Raw genomic sequence first — 16,733 nt, 5'->3', positions numbered from 1 at the left:
AGGGCCGCGCATGTGGGCGGGGGCCGGACTGGTGACGTCCCGGCACCGTGGGGTGCGCCTCGGCCGGCGGGTGCGGGCCGTGTGCGGCCGGCCGCGCAGTTCCCCGCGCCTTAAAGGGCCGACCTGAGCCGGGGTGCCGAAGCCGCCGCCGAGACCGGGGCGCCCTGGTCCACCCGGGCCGCGAGGGCGCGCGCCCACCGGACGATCCCTTCCGTGTCCAGCTCGCCCGGGGCCTCGCCCGTCCACGCAGCCAGGCCGTCCGCGCCGCGGCGCAGCAGGCGGGCGCCGCCCCTGGCGTTGCCGCGGGCCGCGTGGGTGAGGCCCACCGCCGTCTGGGCCAGGGCCCGCCACAGGGCGCGCTCGGAGTCGGGCCCCGCCTTCCAGGCGTCCTCGAAGACCTCGTGCGCGTGGAACGGACGGCCCGCGTCCAGCAGCGCCTGCGCCTCGTCGACGGTCCGCGCCGGGGTGCGTACGACGCCCTCGGGCTGGCGCTCGACGCCGGGGGAGCCGTAGGGCAGGGGGCGGCCGAGACCGTCGCGGGGACGGGCGTTGCGGGCCCGCCCCGCCTCGTCGCGGTCCCGGTCGCCGCTGTGCGAAGTGCTCATGCGGCCGATTCTCGCGCATGTCCGCCGACCCTCGCGGAATCGGTTTCAAACCACCCGTGAGCTTGGGGTATCGTTCTGTCTGTCGCCGCCGGACGGGACTTGCGCGAGGCAGCCGACATCGGGACGTGGCGCAGCTTGGTAGCGCACTTGACTGGGGGTCAAGGGGTCGCAGGTTCAAATCCTGTCGTCCCGACTTTACGGAGTCGTGGAGTGTGGGGCCGTCGCAGAGAGATCTGCGGCGGCCCCACACGCGTCTGTGGCCCGCCCTCGGGGCCGGGCTACCGCGGGTGCGCCGCGCGCCAGGCCGCCATCGACGCGTCCCATTCGTCCCCCGACAGCGCGGTCAGCGACGCCGGGAACAGGCCGTCCTCCTCCTTGGCGATGTGCCGGTGCAGCTCCCGCACCGCCTCGGTGAACGTGCGCACGCCGGCCGGGTCCGTCAGGTCCAAGGCGGGCAGCAGTGCGTCCAGTTCCCGGTGCTCCACCTCCAGAGCCGCGATGTACGGCGCGTACTCGGGATCGGCGCGCATCACCCGGAACAGCCCGTCCTCCTCCCCGCGCCAGTGCGCCGTCAGCTCCCCGGCCATCGCGTCGACGAGGGCGCGGGCCCGCCCCGGATCACCGGCGTCGAGCGCGCGCAGGGCGTCGCCGGCGGCGTCGGTGACCCGCTCGTGCTCCGCGATGAACTCCTTGATGAGGGGGATCTCCCGGCAGCCGCAGTAATGGCACATGGGGTCAGTGATACGTCAGTCCCGGGGAGAGTTCGAGGAGGTCACCGGCGTGTGGCGCCCCCCTCGTGGCAGCGTGCGACCTGTACGAGGTCCTCCTCGGCCGCGCCCGGCGCGACGGGGCTGTTCACCGGATGCGCCGTCCTGCTGGCGTGCTCTGCGTGGACATCGCCGTGCTCGGGCCGCGCACGACCGGCTGGGCGCTGGAGAGCGTGCCGCGGACAGCGGTCCGGCAGCCGCGATAACCCCGGGCGCCCGTCGCCGAGCGGCGACTATGCTCGCGCGGCACCGGCGCTCCCGCGGAGAGGTGACCATGAGCGTGCGCAAGTTCCACCCCGACGAGGCCGACATCGACGAGCCCCTCGTCCGGGCCCTGGTCGACGAGCAGTTCCCGCACTGGGCGGGGCAGCCGCTGCGGCACGTCGACGCGCACGGCACCTCCCACGTCCTGTACCGGCTCGGCGACGCGTTCGTGCTGCGGCTGCCCCGCCGCGGCGGGTCGGTGCCCGACCTGGCGGGCGAGCGCCGCTGGCTGCCGTTCCTGGCCGCGCGGCTGCCCGTCGCCGTGCCCGAACCCGTCGCGGAGGGCAGGCCCGGCCACGGCTACCCGCATCCCTGGGCCGTGCACCGCTGGCTGCCCGGCGCGATCCCGGTCGCCGGGGAGGTGGCGGACCCGGCGGCGCTCGCCGCCGACCTGGCCGCGTTCGTCACCGCCCTGCGCCGCGTCGACACCGCGGGCGCCCCCGCGGCCTACCGGGGCGCGCGCCCCCTCGCGGAGCGGGACAGCGCCACCCGCGCGGTGCTCGACCGGCTCGCGGGCGAGATCGACACCGACGCGGCCCGTGCCGTCTGGGACGCCGCCGTGCGGGCGCCGCGCGGTGAGCTGCCGGACGTCTGGCTCCACGCCGATCTGCAGCCCGGCAACGTCCTCCTCGACCAGGGCCGCCTCAGCGCCGTCATCGACTTCGCGTGCATGGGCGTGGGCGACCCGGCCGTCGACCTCCTCGTCGCCTGGTACGTACTCGACGCCCCGGCCCGCCGGATCTTCCGCGCCGCCGCCGGGCTCGACGCGCAGAGCTGGACGCGCGGCCGCGGCTGGGCCCTGACCGTCGCGGCCCACGAGCTGGCGTACTACCGCGAGTCGAATCCGTTCATGGCCGGCACCGCCGAGCGCGTCATCAGGGAGGTGCTCGCCGAGGGCCGCGACTGACCGGCCCTATACCGGGGGCGTGATCACCGGGGTGTCGGCCCCGTCCCGCTGGTGCGGTATGACCAGCGGCGCGCTGCCCGGCGTCAGCGCCACCGTCCGGGTCGGCGCGGGGATGCGGATGCCCTCCTCGCGAAAGCGCCGGTGCAGCCGCTTGATGAACTCGTGCTTGATCCGGTACTGGTCGCTGAACTCCCCGACGCCGAGGATGACGGTGAAGCCGATCCGGGAGTCGCCGAACGTGTGGAAGCGCACGGCCGGTTCGTGCTCGGGCATCGCGCCCTCGACGTCCCGCATGGTCTCCGTGACGACCTCGACGGTCACGCGCTCGACGTGCTCCAGGTCGCTGTCGTAGCCCACACCCGCCTGGACGAGCAGGGTCATCTCCTGCTCGGGGCGGCTGTAGTTGGTCATGTTCGTGCCGGAGAGCTGGGTGTTCGGGATGATCACGAGGTTGTTGGAGAGCTGGCGCACCACGGTGTTGCGCCAGTTGATGTCGACGACGTAGCCCTCCTCACCGCTGCTGAGCCGGATGTAGTCGCCGGGCTGCACGGTCTTCGAGGCGAGGATGTGCACGCCCGCGAAGAGGTTGGCGAGGGTGTCCTGCAAGGCGAGCGCCACCGCCAGACCGCCGACGCCCAGGGCGGTGAGCAGGGGAGCTATGGAGATGCCGAGTGTCTGCAGGACGATCAGGAAGCCCAGCGCGAGGACCACGACCCGGGTGATGTTCACGAAGATCGTCGCCGAACCGGCCACGGCGGCACGGGACTGCGCCACCGCCCGGACGACGCCGGTGATCACCCGGGCCGCGGTGAGCGTGCCGGCCAGGATGACGAACGCGGTCAGCGCCATGTTCACGGTGTGTCCCGTGCGGGCGGTCAGCGGCAGCGCCTCGGCTCCCACCGCGGCGCCGGCGGCGACGGCGGCCCAGGGCACGAGGGTGCGCACCGTGTCGACGAGCAGGTCGTCGCCGCCCCACCGGGTCCGGCTGGCCCGCTCGCCGAGCCAGCGCAGCACGAGCCGCAGCAGGAGCCCGGCCAGCAGCCCCGTGAGGAGGGCGACGCCCGCGATGATCAGGTCATGGGGCTGGAGTCCGCGGGTCACCGGGCACCTCCCGCGCTCGCCTCGGTAAAGAGGACCGGAATGTGATGAATCGTCACGTGTACCTGCTCGGTGGGGAATAGGGGGCCCGCGTGGCGGTCGGGGCGCCGCACGCCGACCCATTTTGCCGTACGCGGACCCACCCCGTGGCCGCGATGGCACCCCCTTGACCTCCTGTTCCCCGCCCGCTCGTCCCCGCTACCCCACGCTCACCGTGCGCCCCAGCCGCGCCGACTCGTACGCCGCCGCCACCACCCGCAACGCCCGCAGCCCCGCCTCGCCGTCCGGCACGGCGACCGGGCCGTCCCCCTGCCCGTAGAGGAACGCGCGCAGCATCAGCGCGTCCAGGTCGACGCCGTAGGGGAGTTCGATGCCGGCGCGGGAGGTCTCGCTGAAGCCGTGCACCTTCTGGTCGAAGGCGTCCATCTCCACGGTGGCCCGCTCGCCGATCACCTGCATCGCCAGGCCGCCCCACGCCGGATGGTGCTGCGGCTGGCTCCAGCTGCAGTCGATCGTGGCCACGGCGCCGTTCCCGTACGTGAGCGTGAGCAGCCCCGCCGTCTCGACCGGGACCTCGCCCTCGTACAGGACGTTGTTGGTCTGCGCGTAGACGGATGTCACGGGGGAGCCCTCGAAGAGGTCGTCGAGCAGGTCCGCGAGGTGCACCGTGTGGTCCGTCAACGCGCCGCCGCCCGCCAGTTCGGGGTCGGTGAACCAGCGGCGCCGGGCCCCCGGCATATAGCCGTTGTTGGCGCCGGCCACCGCGAGGACCGCGCCCGTCGTGCCCGCGCGCACCGCGTCCCGCACCGCGAGATAGGCGGGGCTGAACCGCACCGGGTGCGCCACCGCGAGCCGCACCCCGGCCGCCCGGCACGCCGCGACCATCGCCGCGCCGTCCTCGGGTGTGGTGGCGAGCGGCTTCTCGCACAGCACGTCGACGCCGTGCGCGGCGGCCAGTTCGACCAAGGGGCGGTGCCGGGCGTTCTCCGCGCAGACCACCACCTTGTCCGGCGCCCACGCGAACAACTCCTCGTAGCTGTCCACGTACTCCACGCCCAGCTGGGCCGCGAAGTCCTTGCCGCGGACCTCGCCCGGCGCCGCCAGCTCCGTCTCGGGGTCGGCGGCCAGCACCGTCACCCCGTCCATGGCGGCGAGCAGCCGCGCGAACCCGCCCGCGTGGATGTGCGCGAACGACGCTATGCCGACCTTCATGTCCGTCACAGCCCGGCCTCCTCGGTCGGCTTCACTTCTACGGCTTCCCCGGTGCGGGCGGACTCGGCGGCGGCGACGGCGATGCGGAGCGCCTCCACGCCGTCGCGCGCCGAGACCCGGGGCGCCGGGCCGCCGGCGGTGGCGGCCGCGAACTCGCGCAGCTCGCTCAGGTACGGGCTCTCCGTCATCGGGCTGCCGGGGATGCCCTCGCCGGGCGTCCGGGCGCCCTGGGCGAGGACCCGGAACCCGGTGTGGGCGGTCGAGTCGTGCTCCAGGACGCCGCCGGGGCCCGCCACCCGGTACGTGGTGCGGAACGGCAGGTCCGGCAGGCCCCAGACGCCCAGGACATGGCTGATCGCGCCGGAGGCGTGGGTGAGCACGGCGGTGCCGGCCGCCACGGATCCGTCGCCGGCGCCCGGTTCCTGCCGCCCGCGGACCCGCGCGTGGACGCGGACGACCTCGCCCGCGAGCAGCCGCGCGAAGTCGAGGTCGTGGATCATCTGGTCGACCACGATGCCGCCGGAGAGCGCGGGATCGCTGAACCAGGGGGCCCACACCGGGTAGCGGCCCGAGCGCGTGAAGCGCAGGACGGCAGGGGCGCCGATCCGGCCCGCCGCCACCGACCGCGCGAGCGCCGCGTACGCGGGGAAGTAGCGCACGACGTGCGCCGGGAACAGCAGCACCCCCGCGCGCTCGGCCGCGGCCGCCATCTCCCGGGCATCCTCCACGGTGAGCGCGAGCGGCTTCTCGCAGACGACGTGCCGGCCCGCGGCGATCGCGTCGAGCACGAGGCGGCGGTGGGTGAAGGTCGGGGTGCACACGTCCACGACCGCGGCGCGGTCGAGCAGCTCGGCGAGGCTGTGCGCGGCCGTGACACCGAACCGCGCGTACCGGGCGGCCAATTGCTCCGCGCGGCCGTCGGCGGACAGGACCGTGACGCGTGCGCCCAGCTCCGTCCAGGCGGGCAGATGAGCGCGCGCGATACCGCCGGCGCCGATCAGTCCCACGTCGAGGCGTGCCATGGAAGTCCTTTCCTGCGGGAGGGTCCAGGGGGTGGGGGAGTCAGCCTGCCCTGCACGAGCGGCCGGCTCGCGATCAACGAACCCGCCACCATCACCCGCCAGGGCGGGCCGGATCAGCGGCAGCATGACCGACCAGAAGAAGCCCCGGGCGGCCTTGCTGAAGCACGGGTGCCTGGACGACGTCCCAGATGCCGTACGAGACGGCGGTGCGCCCGCGTGACGAGGCGGCGTCCGGGGCCCCGGCGCGGCCGCACCCGGCGGCGAGCGGGACCACCGCCGCGAGCGCGCCACCGATGAGCGTTCTCCTGTGCATGAGCGTCTCCGGTTGTCGGAAGGGGGACGGGAGTTGAGGCGCTAGGGCCGCATCCGTGCGGGGAGCGGACCGTGCGGAAGTTCGGCGTCCACCGCGTCCAGGGCGCGGCGCACCGCTCCCAGTGCCACGCCCTCGCGGCCGAGCGTGCTGACCGCGATCCGCGGCACGTGCAGGGTCAGGGGGCGCAGCCGGTCGGTGAGCAGCGGTCCGAGCGGCGCCCCGACGGGCGCCAACGCGCCGGACAGCACGAGCAGTTCGGGGTCGAGGGCGAGGACGAGCGCCGCGATGCCGGGGGCGACCGTGGTCAGGTACCGGTCGAGGACGCCGAGGGCGCCGGGGTCCCCCTCGCGCACGGCCCGGGCGAGCGCGTCGGTGCCGGACTCGCCCGCCCGCCGCTGCCCGTCCCACTCCAGCGCCCGCGCCGCCTCCTCCAGACCCAGCTGCGGCAGGATGCCCAGCTCGCCCGCGCCGCCGCGCCGCCCCCGGTGCAGCCGCCCGTCGATCATCAGGCCGCACGAGATGCGCCGCCCCACGAGCACGCACGCCACGTCGTCGGCCAGCACCGCGGCGCCCCGCCAGTGCTCGGCCAGCACGGCGAGGTTCACGTCGTTCTCCACCAGGACCCGGCAGGGCAGGTCCGCCGCGAGCCGGCGCGGCAGATCCAGGTCGGTCCACTCCGGGACCACCACCGAGACGATCCGCCCGGTGGCGTCGACCATGCCCGGCACGCCGATCCCCACCGCCCACACGTCGTCGGGGCCGAGCGCCTGGTCCGCGAGGAAGCGGCGCAGCCGGCCGCGGAGCAGCGCGATGCGCTCGGCGCCCGTGGAGCGGGCGGGGAACTCCTCGCGGTGACGGGCCACGATCTCGCCGTCGAGCCGGGACAGGAGCAGCACGAGCCTCTTGCGCCCGAGGTCCACTCCGATCACGTGTCCGGCCTCGGCCCGGAACCGGACCCGGCGCGCGGGCCGCCCCGGCGACCGCCCGGCCGCCGGAACACCGGCCTCCGCGATCCATCCCCGCGCCGCCAGCTCCTCCACCAGGGCCTCGACCGTCGGCCGGGACAGCCCCGTCGAGGCGGCGAGCCCGCCCACGGTCTGCGGGCTCTCCCGCCGCAACTCCCGCAGCACCACAGAGGTGTTGAGGCCGCGCAGCGCCGCGAGGTCGTGCCCGCGTACGCCGTGGTGCACCGTCATGACCCGATCGCCTCCGCACACCGCTCGGCCGGATTGTGCAGGACTCTTGCAGAACCACGGTGACGTGGCAAGCCCGCGCGCACCGATATTGCGCAGAACTCCTGCCTATCGCCGTGGACGAGGTGCGCCGAGGACGGGCCGGGGACCGGCACACCTGTCGCCGCTCCCGAACGATCCGCCACCGTCCCCATTTGTGTGGATCCTGTGAAACCCCTGATGGCGGACAGCGGAATGCGAGACTCCGCGGTAATTGCACCGCGCCGCCCGTGGCAAGGTGATCACCGAACGTCAATTGCCCCGGAAAGGTTCGACCTCATGCCTCTCGCCCTGTTCCGCCGGAAGCGGGCCGGTTCCGCGGCCCGGGGAGCCGGCCTCGCGCACCCCGTGCCGTCCGGCGCGGGCGCCTTCCACTGCCAGGTCACCGACCCCGTCGGGCAGCCGATGCCGGGCGCCGAGGTGACCGTCACGGACACGGGCGCGGGCCGCGTCGCCGCGAAGGCCACGACCGACCCGTACGGGCTCGTCTTCCTCACGCTGCAACCGGGCCGGTACGGCGTGCTGATCGCCGCGGAGGGCCTGCAGCCGCACCAGCAGACGATCGACGTGCTCCCCGACACCACGGTCCCCCTCACCTCGGTGCAGCTCCACCCCGGCCGCGCGCCGGAGCTGCCCGGCCCCGGCACCTGGCTCTTCGACCCGCCGCACACCGCGATCCGGTTCATCGCCAAACACGTCGGCATGGCCCATGTGCACGGCCGTTTCACCCGGTTCGAGGGCGGCATCCACGTCGCACCCGACATGGCGGACTCGCGGGTGGAGGTCCGTATCGACGCGTCGTCGATCGACACGGGCAACAACACCCGCGACAACCACCTGCGGTCGGCCGACTTCCTCGACGTGGAGCGCTACCCCCACATCCACTTCTCCTCGGACCGCTTCCTCTACCGGGGCGGCTCCAGGTGGTCCCTCCAGGGCGCCCTGACGATGCACGGCGTCAGCCGCACCGTCGAGCTGGACACGAACTACCTCGGTGTCGTCAACGGCGGCTACGCGGAGGAGCTGCGCTGCGCCGCCCTCGCCACGGCGGAGCTGCACCGGGAGGACTACACGCTGAACTGGCGGACGATGCTGGCCCGCGGGATCGCCGTGGTCGGCCCCACCGTCAAGCTCGAACTCGACATCCAGGCGATGTACCGCAGCCACGACACGCCCACGCCGCCCGAGTAGGCCCCCCGGCCCTGAGGGGCGCCCAGTCCGGGGCCGTTTCGCGGGAGGATCGAGCCGTGGCGAACGACGCGAACGGTATCGAGCTGAGCATGGCGGAACTCCGCGAGATCGCGGGTTTCGCGGCGCGCTGCGCCCGCCGGGTGCTGCCGCTCTGCGACGAGGGTCCGCTCACGGGCTCCTCCGCAGTGCCCGGCGGCGGCGGTGCGCCGGACACGCGCCCGCGCGAGGCCGTGGCCGCGGCGGAGGTCTTCGCCGGGGGCGGCCGCCGCACGGCGGCCCTGCGGCAGTCCGCCTGGGCCGCGTACAAGGCCGCCCAGGCGGCGGACGAGGCCGGTGCACCTGTCGCGGCCGACGCCGCGCGGGCGGCCAGCCATGCGGCCGCCGCCGCGTTCCTGCACCCGAAGGCCAGCGCCCACCAGGTGAAACACGTGCTGGGCGCCGCGGCCCATGCCGCGTGCGCTCAGGAACTGGCGGAGCCGGGCAGCGGCGCGGGGATCGTGGAGTGGGCGCGCGGGCACGCGCCCGCAGCCGTCACGGCGGTGCTGCGCCGGCTGCCGGCCGCGCCGTCCGGCGGCGGCCGTGCGGGGGAGTTCACCCGGGAACTCGACGCCGCCCTGCGCCGGTGAGAGGTCCCGCCGCTTCCGTGATGACGGCGCGCGCGGAAGCGATCACCATCCGCCAACAGCCTGCGGGACGCCATATTCGCAGGTCACGACCGTGAGAGCGTTATGCCCTCTGCACGAGTCCTTCACCGGCCACCGACGCCCACTCCGTGACGAGCGCCTCGTACTCCGCCCGGTCCTGGGCGGTCAACTGACCGCCCGTACGGGCCCACAGATCACGGATCTGCTCGTTGACGACATCGGCGGAACGCGCGGAGCGCGGAGTGGGGATGGAGGACATGTGAACGAGAGTAGGGGATCGGTGCGGCTCTGTGCTCCGGTCCGTGACGTGTGTATCGCCATGTGTGATGTTCGCCATCCCAGGCAACCCTTCACGGTTTACGCGCGACACCCGCGTACAGCGGCACCGGGGTCCCGTCCCGCTCCTCGTCGACGGCCAGCTCCGGATGCCACTCCGGCAGCCAGACCACGCCCGGATCCAGCAGTTCCAGTCCCGTGAAGAACTCCGTCATCCGCGCGCGTGAGCGCGGCACCAGCGTGACCCCGCCGGCCGCGTACATGTCGACGGCGGCCCGGGTGCGCTCCGGGTCGTGGTCGGACGCCAGTTGGGACAGGACCAGGTAACTCCCCGACGGGAGCGCGTCCACGAGCGTGCGGATGATGTCGTCCGCGCCCTGCTCGTCGGGGATGAAGTGCAGGAGCGCGATGAGCGAGAGGGCGACCGGGCGGTCGAGATCCAGAATCTCCCCGGCCAGTTCGAGGATCGTCCGCGGTGCGCGGGCGTCCGCCTGGAGATAGCGGGTCACGCCCTCCGGCGTGCCGCGCAGCAGCGCCGCGGCGTGCGCCAGCACGATCGGGTCGTTGTCGACGTAGACGACGCTCGCCTCGGGCGCCGCGGCCTGCGCGATGCGGTGCAGGTTCGGCTCCGTCGGTATGCCCGTCCCGATGTCGAGGAACTGGCGTACGCCGCGCCGCGCCGCGAGCATCCGCGTCGCGCGCTGCATGAACCACCGGTTGTGCCGCGCCCCGTACCGGGCCGAAGGCTCCATCGTCGTGATCTGCCGCCCGAGCGCCTCGTCCACCGGATAGTTGTCCTTGCCGCCGAGGAACCAGTCGTACACCCGGGCCGGGTGCGGCTTGCTGGTGTCGATGGCGGGCGTGGCGGGGGACGCCTCCGTCATGGGTCAACTCCGGTGTCTGCGTCGTCGGTTCGCGCGTACGTCCGATCATCCTGCCGTACGCGTGTGACGTGTGGGGCGCGATCGGGAAGGATGGGCCCGTACCGGACCCGGCCGGGCGGTGCAGCCGTACGCGTAGTCAGGAGCCGCGCCCATGCGTGAGGACCACCGGCGTCTCGACATCTCCCGGGCCGCGTTCGCCGACTGGCCCGTGATCCAGGGCTGGGCCGCCGACGAGGGGTGGAACCCGGGACTTGGGGACGGCGCCTGCTTCTTCGCGCAGGACCCCGACGGGTTCTTCCTCGGGCGGATCGACGGGGAGCCCGTCTCGGCGGTCTCCGTCGTCACCTACGGCCCCGCGTACGCCTTCCTGGGCTGCTACCTCGTCCGGCCCGACCTGCGGGGCCGCGGCCACGGCCTCGCCACCTGGCGCGCCGGGCTCCGGCACGCGGGGGAGCGCACCGTCGGACTCGACGGCGTCGTCGCGCAGCAGCACAACTACCGCGCTTCCGGTTTCGCCCCGGCCCACCGCACCATCCGCTTCACCGGTCTGGCCGCCCACCGGGCCGCGCCCGCGGCCGGGATCGTGCCGGCCGCGGCCGAACCCGCCGCCGTCCTCGCCTACGACAGCGCCTGCCACCCCGCCGACCGGCCCCGCTTCCTGGCGGCCTGGCTCGCCGCCGAGGGCCACACGGCGCTCGCCCGCGTCGTCGACGGCCGCGTCACCGGGTACGGCGTCGTGCGCCCCGCGCACGAGGGCCGGCGCATCGGCCCGCTCTTCGCGGACACCGCCGACGACGCCCGCGCCCTCTTCGACGCCCTCGCGTCCGGCGGCGGCCCGGTCGGCATCGACGTACCGGCGACGAACACCGAGGCCGTCGCCCTCGTGGAGGCACGCGGTCTGACGGCCGGGTTCGAGACCGCCCGGATGTACACGGGGCCGGTCCGCCCGTACGCCCAGGACCGCGTCTACGGCGTCACCACCCTCGAACTCGGCTGACGGGCGACGGCGGTTGAGCGAGGGGCGCTCTCCGGTCACGCGTCGCCGTCGAACGCCCCGTGCCGTCCCGCTCCGCCCGCGAACCGCCGCGCACCCTCCAGGCCCTGCGCCAGCACGGCCGCTCCATGGCGGAGTTCGGCCCGCATGGCCGGGGCCTCCGCCAGGCCGCCCTGTTCGCGCACCGACGCCCGGTCGCTGCGCAGGCACGCCTGCGGGAACGCGGCGATGCGGGCGGCCAGCTCCTCGGCGGCGGCCCGCGCCCCGCCCGGCGGGACGAGGCGGTTGACCAGCCCCATCTCGTACGCCTCGGGCGCCGGGACCGGGCGCCCGGTCAGGATCAGGTCCATGGCGCGGCTCTCCCCGATGAGGCGCGGCAGCCGTACCGTACCGCCGTCGATCAGCGGGACTCCCCAGCGGCGGCAGAAGACGCCGAACACCGCGTCCTCCTCGGCGACGCGCAGATCGCACCAGAGAGCAAGTTCGAGGCCGCCCGCCACCGCATGGCCGCTGACCGCCGCGATCACCGGCTTCGTCAGGCGCAGCCGCGTCGGCCCCATCGGCCCGTCACCGTCGGGCGCCACGCGGTTGCCGCGCGGTGTACCGGCCGCCTTGAGGTCGGCGCCCGCGCAGAACGTGCCGCCCTCGCCGCAGAGCACCGCGACCCGCGCAGTGCCGTCCGCCTCGAACGCGCGGAACGCGGCGGCGAGTTGCGTGGCGGTCGGCCCGTCGACCGCGTTGCGGGCCTCCGGGCGGGCGAGGGCGACCGTGGTGACGTGGCCTGCGCGGGTGACACGGACGGACGGCATGGCCGCATCCTCGCACGCCCCGGTCCGCGGACTTCCGCCCGCAAAGCGTTGACCTCAACATTGGTCGAGGTCCTACTGTCATCGCTATGAGCATGGAAACGACAGCCTGGACGCAGCTGCACAGCGTCATGAACGCCCAGAACGGCGGCCCGCGTCACCGCCCCTTCGCCCGCGCGACCCTGCGCCGGATCGCCGCCTTCGCCCGGCCGCACCGGCGCCGGATCATCCAGTTCGTGATCCTGAGCGTGCTCGGCGCGCTGCTCGCGGTGGCGACGCCGCTCCTCGCCGGTCACGTCATCGACGCGATCAACCGCGGCGACGACAAGGGCGTCGTGGTCCGGCTCGCCGTGCTCATCGCGGTCATCGCCCTCGCCGAGGCGGGGCTCGGGCTGCTCGCGCGCTGGCTCTCCGCCAACCTCGGCGAAGGTCTCATCCTGGACCTGCGCACCGCCGTCTTCGACCACGTCCAGCGGATGCCCGTCGCGTTCTTCACCCGCACCCGCACCGGCGCGCTCGTCTCCCGCCTCAACAACGACGTCATCGGCGCCCAGCGCGCCTTCAGCAACACCCTGTCCGGTGTGGTCGGCAACGTGGTCACCCTGGTCCTGACCCTGGCCGTCATGCTCACCCTGTCCTGGCAGATCACGCTGCTCGCCCTCGTCCTGCTCCCCGTCTTCGTGCTGCCCGCGCGCCGCACCGGCCGGCGGATGGCCCGGCTCCAGCGCGAGGCCGCCGCCCACAACGCGGCCATGGGGACCCGGATGACCGAGCGGTTCTCCGCGCCGGGCGCCACCCTCGTCAAGCTGTTCGGGCGGCCCGAGGAGGAGTCGGCCGAGTTCGCCGCGCGGGCGCGCCGGGTCCGGGACATCGGCGTCCGCACGGCGATGGCCCAGTCCGCGTTCATCACGGCCCTCACCCTGGTCTCGGCCCTGGCCCTGGCACTCGTCTACGGCCTGGGCGGCTACTACGCGCTCGACGGCGCCCTGAGGGCCGGCACGGTCGTCTCGCTCGCCCTGCTCCTCACCCGCCTGTACGCGCCGCTGACCTCGCTCGCCGGAGCCCGCGTCGAGGTCATGAGCGCGCTGGTCAGCTTCGAGCGGGTCTTCGAGGTGCTCGACCTCAAGCCACTGATCGAGGAGAAGCCGGACGCCCGTGCCGTCCCGGACGGGTCGGTCGCGGTCGAGTTCGACGACGTCCGCTTCGGCTATCCGGCCGCCGACAAGGTCTCCCTCGCCTCCCTCGAAGAGGTGGCCTCGCTCGACACCCGCGGCGGAGCCGAGGTCCTGCACGGCGTGAGCTTCCGCGCCGAACCCGGCCAGACCGTCGCGCTGGTCGGCTCCTCCGGCGCGGGCAAGTCCACCATCGCCCAGCTCCTGCCCCGCCTCTACGACACCGACGCCGGCGCCGTGCGGATCGGCGGCGTCGACGTACGCGACCTGAGCGCGCCGTCGCTGCGGGCCACCCTGGGCATGGTCACCCAGGACGGCCACCTCTTCCACGACTCGGTCCGCGCCAACCTGCTCCTGGCCCGGCCGGGGGCGAGCGAGACCGAGCTGTGGGACGTGCTGCGCCGGGCCCGCCTCGAGACACTCGTGCGGGAGCTGCCGGACGGACTCGACACCGTCGTCGGCGAGCGCGGCTACCGGCTCTCCGGCGGCGAACGCCAGCGCATGACGATCGCCCGGCTGCTCCTGGCCCGCCAGCGCGTGGTCATCCTCGACGAGGCCACCGCCCACCTCGACAACACCTCGGAGGCGGCGGTGCAGGAGGCGCTGGCCGAGGCCCTCGCCGAGCGCACGGCCATCGTCATCGCCCACCGCCTCTCCACGATCCGCTCCGCCGACCAGATCCTCGTGGTGGAGGACGGCCGCATCGTCGAACGCGGCACCCACACCGCCCTGTTGGCCACGCCCGGCCGCTACGCGGAGCTCTACCGCACGCAGTTCGCACCGGACGAGCCGGACGGCGACCGGGAAGCGGCCTGAGGGGGCGGGGCTTGCGGGGGCTGCCGCCACGGTCGCGTGGTGATCCGGCCGCCCGGGAGAGGTCCCGGCCGGCCGGATCACCACGCGACCCGCCGGTCAGCGCCGGCGCAGCCGTCCCAGCCACTCGCGGGCCTGGGCCCGCTTGCGCGGATCCGCCGCGGTGCGCCGCGCGGTGGCGATGGTCCGCTGCCCCTGCGGGGTGCGGCTGTACTCCTTGATGCGGTTGAGGATGCCGGCCATGGCGTCTCCCTTACGTCGGGGTCGGTCGTTCGCGTCGTGGTGCCTCCTCCCGGCTACCCCCCGGACGGCCGCTCTATCAGCGCCGGGCGAGCCTGCGTTCGCCGCGCGCCCCGGGCTCGAAGGGCAGCTTGTAGTGGTCGAAGACGGACCACTCCTGATCGGCGAGGAGCTCGCCGTCCGTATCGATCGACGGAGCGTCCTTGACCAGGTCCTTCGAGTAATGGATCTTCAGGTACTCCGGGCCGACCGACGCCCCCATGAGCGGCGCGAACACGAGCCGCCGTCTGGTCGGCAGTCCGACGATGATGGTGCAGAAGAACGGGGTGTCGGAGACGGTGTCGACGTAGATGGACTCGAGCGTGCCGATCCGGTGCCCGTCGGGGTCCACCACGTCGTGCCCGCGCCAGTCCCGGATGTTCTCAGCGGCGATCATGCCTGACCTTCTTTCTTCGCGGCGTCTGTCCTCTGGGTACCCGCTCTCGCGCCGATCACGTGGGCCGGTCCGGTGCGTAAGCTGGCAGGCATGCGTACGCGCCCCACGTTGACCTGGGAACCCGTGGCCGGCCTGCCCCCGGCCTCGACCGACCTGGCGCCGGTCGTCGACGCCGTGCGGGCGGGCGGCGCCCTCGTGCTGAGCGGCGCCGGGCTCTCCACCGAATCAGGCATCCCGGACTACCGCGGGGAGCACGGCTCCCTGCGCCGGCACACCCCGATGACGTACCAGGAGTTCACCGGCGACGCCTGGGCGCGGCGCCGGTACTGGGCGCGCAGCCAGGTCGGCTGGCGCGCCATGGCCCGGGCGCGGCCGAACGGCGGCCACCGGGCCGTGGCCGCCCTGGCCGGCGCCGGCCTGCTCGCCGGGGTGATCACGCAGAACGTCGACGGGCTGCAGCAGGCCGCGGGCCTGGACGACGTCGTCGAACTCCACGGCAGCCTGCGCCGGGTGGTCTGCCTGGACTGCGGCGACCTGAGCGCGCGCACCACGCTCGACGAGCGGTTGCGCCAGGCCAACCCGGAGTTCGAGGCCGCGGCCGAGCGCCACGCGGCGGCGGCCCGCGTCAACCCGGACGGCGACGTGGAACTCCCCGACGCGGCGGTGGAGCGGTTCCGGCTCGTGCCCTGCCAGGTGTGCGGGGGAGTGCTCAAGCCGGACGTGGTCTTCTTCGGGGAGACCGTCCCGCCCGAGCGGGTCGCGACCTGTCGCCGCCTGGTGACGGAGGCGACGAGCCTGCTGGTGCTCGGCTCCTCGCTGACGGTCATGTCGGGGCTGCGTTTCGTACGGCAGGCGGCGCAGGCGGGCACACCGGTCCTGATCGTCAACCAGGGGCCGGGCCGCGGCGACCCCCTCGCCGCGCACCGCGTCGGCCTGCCCCTCGGGCAGGCGCTCTCCGACGTGGTGGCCCGCCTGGGGCTCTGACCGCGAGCGGGCCGGGGCCCGCGGCGTGTACGGGGACCCAGAGCGGGCCGCTGTCCTCGGTGGGCCTTGGTGGCCCCGAGTCGGCCGCGCCTTCGGCGTCCCCGGAAACCGCGCGCGGGAGCGCTCCCATGCTGCCATCGTGACCGGCATGGAACCGACCCCCTTCGTGCGTCCCTACCGTCCGTCCGACCGCGCCGCCCTCGCCCACGTCTGCGTCCGCACGGCCCACGAGGGCGGGGACTCCTCGTCCCGCTACCCGGACCCGGAGCTGATGCCGTCGATCTTCGCCTATCCCTACGTGGAGCTGGCGCCGCAGTTCGCCTTCGTCCTCGACGACGGTGCCGGCCGCGCGGCCGGGTACGTCCTGGCGGCGCCGGACACCGCCACGTTCGCCCGGCGGTTCCGTACGGAGTGGCTGCCACGGGTGGCGGCTCGCTACCCGGCCCCGGCGAGGGAGGCGCGCACGCCGGCGGAGGAGATGGCGGGGTTGCTGCACACCCCGGAGCGGATGGTCCGGCCGGAGCTGGCCGCGTACCCCGCGCACCTGCACATCGACCTGCTGCCGCCCTGGCAGGGCCGGGGCCACGGCCGCGCCCTGATCCGCACGCTCCTGGCCGCCCTGCGCCGGGACGGCGTCCCCGCCGTGCACCTGTGCATGGTGCGGGCGAACACCGGGGCCCGGACCTTCTACGAGCGGCTGGGTTTCCGCCTCCTGCCGGTGTCCGATCCCGGCCCCGTCTGGTACCTCGGACGGTCGACGCAGGCCACGCCGGGTGCGGACGACGCGTGATCCGGGCCGCGCCCCGCCCCGCCCGGGGCGGAGCCTGCAAGGTCAAGTCGCCGGATGGCCAGTTTTTGATCGTATGAAGACAA

20 protein-coding genes and 1 tRNA gene are annotated in these 16,733 nt (G+C 74.3%); 9 read left to right on the top strand and 12 right to left on the bottom strand.

Going from position 1 to position 16,733, the window contains the following annotated elements:
• Window positions 1-110: 110 nt before the first annotated feature.
• Window positions 111-605: a DUF309 domain-containing protein gene (locus ABZY33_RS02830; protein WP_356489647.1), complete on the bottom strand. Its 495-nt coding sequence runs from the start codon at window positions 603-605 to the stop codon at window positions 111-113.
• 119 nt (window positions 606-724) lie between these two features.
• Here ABZY33_RS02830 and ABZY33_RS02825 point away from each other — a divergent pair.
• Window positions 725-798, top strand: a tRNA-Pro gene (locus ABZY33_RS02825).
• Between the two features lie 85 nt (window positions 799-883).
• On the opposite strand, the gene ABZY33_RS02820 is transcribed toward ABZY33_RS02825, so the two are convergent.
• The gene (locus ABZY33_RS02820; protein ID WP_356489646.1) at window positions 884-1,336 is read right to left on the bottom strand and encodes a hemerythrin domain-containing protein; all 453 of its coding nucleotides are present in this window, start codon (window positions 1,334-1,336) and stop codon (window positions 884-886) included.
• Window positions 1,337-1,401: 65 nt separating this feature from the next.
• Between ABZY33_RS02820 and ABZY33_RS02815 the strand changes: the two genes are divergently transcribed.
• Together ABZY33_RS02815 and ABZY33_RS02810 are read left to right on the top strand one after the other, a co-directional pair.
• Window positions 1,402-1,578, top strand: coding sequence for a hypothetical protein (locus tag ABZY33_RS02815; RefSeq protein WP_356489645.1), 177 nt, complete (start codon window positions 1,402-1,404; stop codon window positions 1,576-1,578).
• 68 nt (window positions 1,579-1,646) lie between these two features.
• Entirely contained in the window at window positions 1,647-2,543 is an 897-nt protein-coding gene (locus tag ABZY33_RS02810) for an aminoglycoside phosphotransferase family protein (RefSeq protein ID WP_356489644.1), read from the top strand.
• A gap of 6 nt (window positions 2,544-2,549) precedes the next feature.
• On the opposite strand, the gene ABZY33_RS02805 is transcribed toward ABZY33_RS02810, so the two are convergent.
• The 5 genes from ABZY33_RS02805 to ABZY33_RS02785 form a co-directional block, all read right to left on the bottom strand.
• Window positions 2,550-3,644, bottom strand: a complete 1,095-nt coding sequence (locus ABZY33_RS02805) for a mechanosensitive ion channel family protein (protein ID WP_356489643.1) — start codon at window positions 3,642-3,644, stop codon at window positions 2,550-2,552.
• Window positions 3,645-3,839: 195 nt separating this feature from the next.
• Entirely contained in the window at window positions 3,840-4,853 is a 1,014-nt protein-coding gene (locus tag ABZY33_RS02800; protein WP_356489777.1) for a Gfo/Idh/MocA family oxidoreductase, read from the bottom strand.
• A gap of 5 nt (window positions 4,854-4,858) precedes the next feature.
• Complete coding sequence (locus ABZY33_RS02795; protein WP_356489642.1) at window positions 4,859-5,875, bottom strand: Gfo/Idh/MocA family oxidoreductase; 1,017 nt, start codon at window positions 5,873-5,875, stop codon at window positions 4,859-4,861.
• A gap of 91 nt (window positions 5,876-5,966) precedes the next feature.
• Entirely contained in the window at window positions 5,967-6,188 is a 222-nt protein-coding gene (locus ABZY33_RS02790) for a hypothetical protein (RefSeq protein ID WP_356489641.1), read from the bottom strand.
• A 41-nt stretch (window positions 6,189-6,229) separates the two neighbouring features.
• The gene (locus ABZY33_RS02785) at window positions 6,230-7,384 is read right to left on the bottom strand and encodes an ROK family transcriptional regulator (protein WP_356489640.1); all 1,155 of its coding nucleotides are present in this window, start codon (window positions 7,382-7,384) and stop codon (window positions 6,230-6,232) included.
• Between the two features lie 315 nt (window positions 7,385-7,699).
• Here ABZY33_RS02785 and ABZY33_RS02780 point away from each other — a divergent pair, with 315 nt between their 5' ends.
• Window positions 7,700-8,611, top strand: coding sequence for a YceI family protein (locus ABZY33_RS02780; RefSeq protein ID WP_356489639.1), 912 nt, complete (start codon window positions 7,700-7,702; stop codon window positions 8,609-8,611).
• 56 nt (window positions 8,612-8,667) lie between these two features.
• Window positions 8,668-9,237, top strand: a complete 570-nt coding sequence (locus ABZY33_RS02775; RefSeq protein WP_356489638.1) for an exonuclease SbcC — start codon at window positions 8,668-8,670, stop codon at window positions 9,235-9,237.
• Window positions 9,238-9,337: 100 nt separating this feature from the next.
• Here the strand turns inward: ABZY33_RS02775 and ABZY33_RS02770 are convergent, their stop codons facing one another.
• A complete protein-coding gene (locus ABZY33_RS02770) occupies window positions 9,338-9,514 on the bottom strand; it encodes a hypothetical protein (RefSeq protein ID WP_356489637.1) in 177 nt (58 codons plus the stop codon).
• A 91-nt stretch (window positions 9,515-9,605) separates the two neighbouring features.
• Complete coding sequence (locus ABZY33_RS02765) at window positions 9,606-10,415, bottom strand: SAM-dependent methyltransferase (protein WP_356489636.1); 810 nt, start codon at window positions 10,413-10,415, stop codon at window positions 9,606-9,608.
• 151 nt (window positions 10,416-10,566) lie between these two features.
• Here ABZY33_RS02765 and ABZY33_RS02760 point away from each other — a divergent pair, with 151 nt between their 5' ends.
• Window positions 10,567-11,412: a GNAT family N-acetyltransferase gene (locus tag ABZY33_RS02760; protein ID WP_356489635.1), complete on the top strand. Its 846-nt coding sequence runs from the start codon at window positions 10,567-10,569 to the stop codon at window positions 11,410-11,412.
• Window positions 11,413-11,447: 35 nt separating this feature from the next.
• Here the strand turns inward: ABZY33_RS02760 and ABZY33_RS02755 are convergent, their stop codons facing one another.
• Entirely contained in the window at window positions 11,448-12,218 is a 771-nt protein-coding gene (locus ABZY33_RS02755) for a crotonase/enoyl-CoA hydratase family protein (RefSeq protein WP_356489634.1), read from the bottom strand.
• Between the two features lie 86 nt (window positions 12,219-12,304).
• Here ABZY33_RS02755 and ABZY33_RS02750 point away from each other — a divergent pair, with 86 nt between their 5' ends.
• The gene (locus tag ABZY33_RS02750) at window positions 12,305-14,203 is read left to right on the top strand and encodes an ABC transporter ATP-binding protein (RefSeq protein ID WP_356489633.1); all 1,899 of its coding nucleotides are present in this window, start codon (window positions 12,305-12,307) and stop codon (window positions 14,201-14,203) included.
• Between the two features lie 96 nt (window positions 14,204-14,299).
• On the opposite strand, the gene ABZY33_RS02745 is transcribed toward ABZY33_RS02750, so the two are convergent.
• Window positions 14,300-14,443: a hypothetical protein gene (locus tag ABZY33_RS02745; protein WP_356489632.1), complete on the bottom strand. Its 144-nt coding sequence runs from the start codon at window positions 14,441-14,443 to the stop codon at window positions 14,300-14,302.
• Between the two features lie 76 nt (window positions 14,444-14,519).
• The gene (locus tag ABZY33_RS02740) at window positions 14,520-14,876 is read right to left on the bottom strand and encodes a PRC-barrel domain containing protein (RefSeq protein WP_356489631.1); all 357 of its coding nucleotides are present in this window, start codon (window positions 14,874-14,876) and stop codon (window positions 14,520-14,522) included.
• Window positions 14,877-14,966: 90 nt separating this feature from the next.
• Between ABZY33_RS02740 and ABZY33_RS02735 the strand changes: the two genes are divergently transcribed.
• A complete protein-coding gene (locus tag ABZY33_RS02735; protein WP_356489630.1) occupies window positions 14,967-15,860 on the top strand; it encodes an NAD-dependent protein deacetylase in 894 nt (297 codons plus the stop codon).
• 148 nt (window positions 15,861-16,008) lie between these two features.
• The gene (locus tag ABZY33_RS02730) at window positions 16,009-16,650 is read left to right on the top strand and encodes a GNAT family N-acetyltransferase (RefSeq protein ID WP_356489629.1); all 642 of its coding nucleotides are present in this window, start codon (window positions 16,009-16,011) and stop codon (window positions 16,648-16,650) included.
• The last annotated feature ends 83 nt before the right edge of the window (window positions 16,651-16,733 follow it).

The organism is Streptomyces sp. NPDC006552, from assembly GCF_040611655.1.
Classification (GTDB): domain Bacteria; phylum Actinomycetota; class Actinomycetes; order Streptomycetales; family Streptomycetaceae; genus Streptomyces.
Note: the sequence above shows the minus strand (reverse complement) of the source record. Positions and strands in the feature narration are given on the sequence as shown.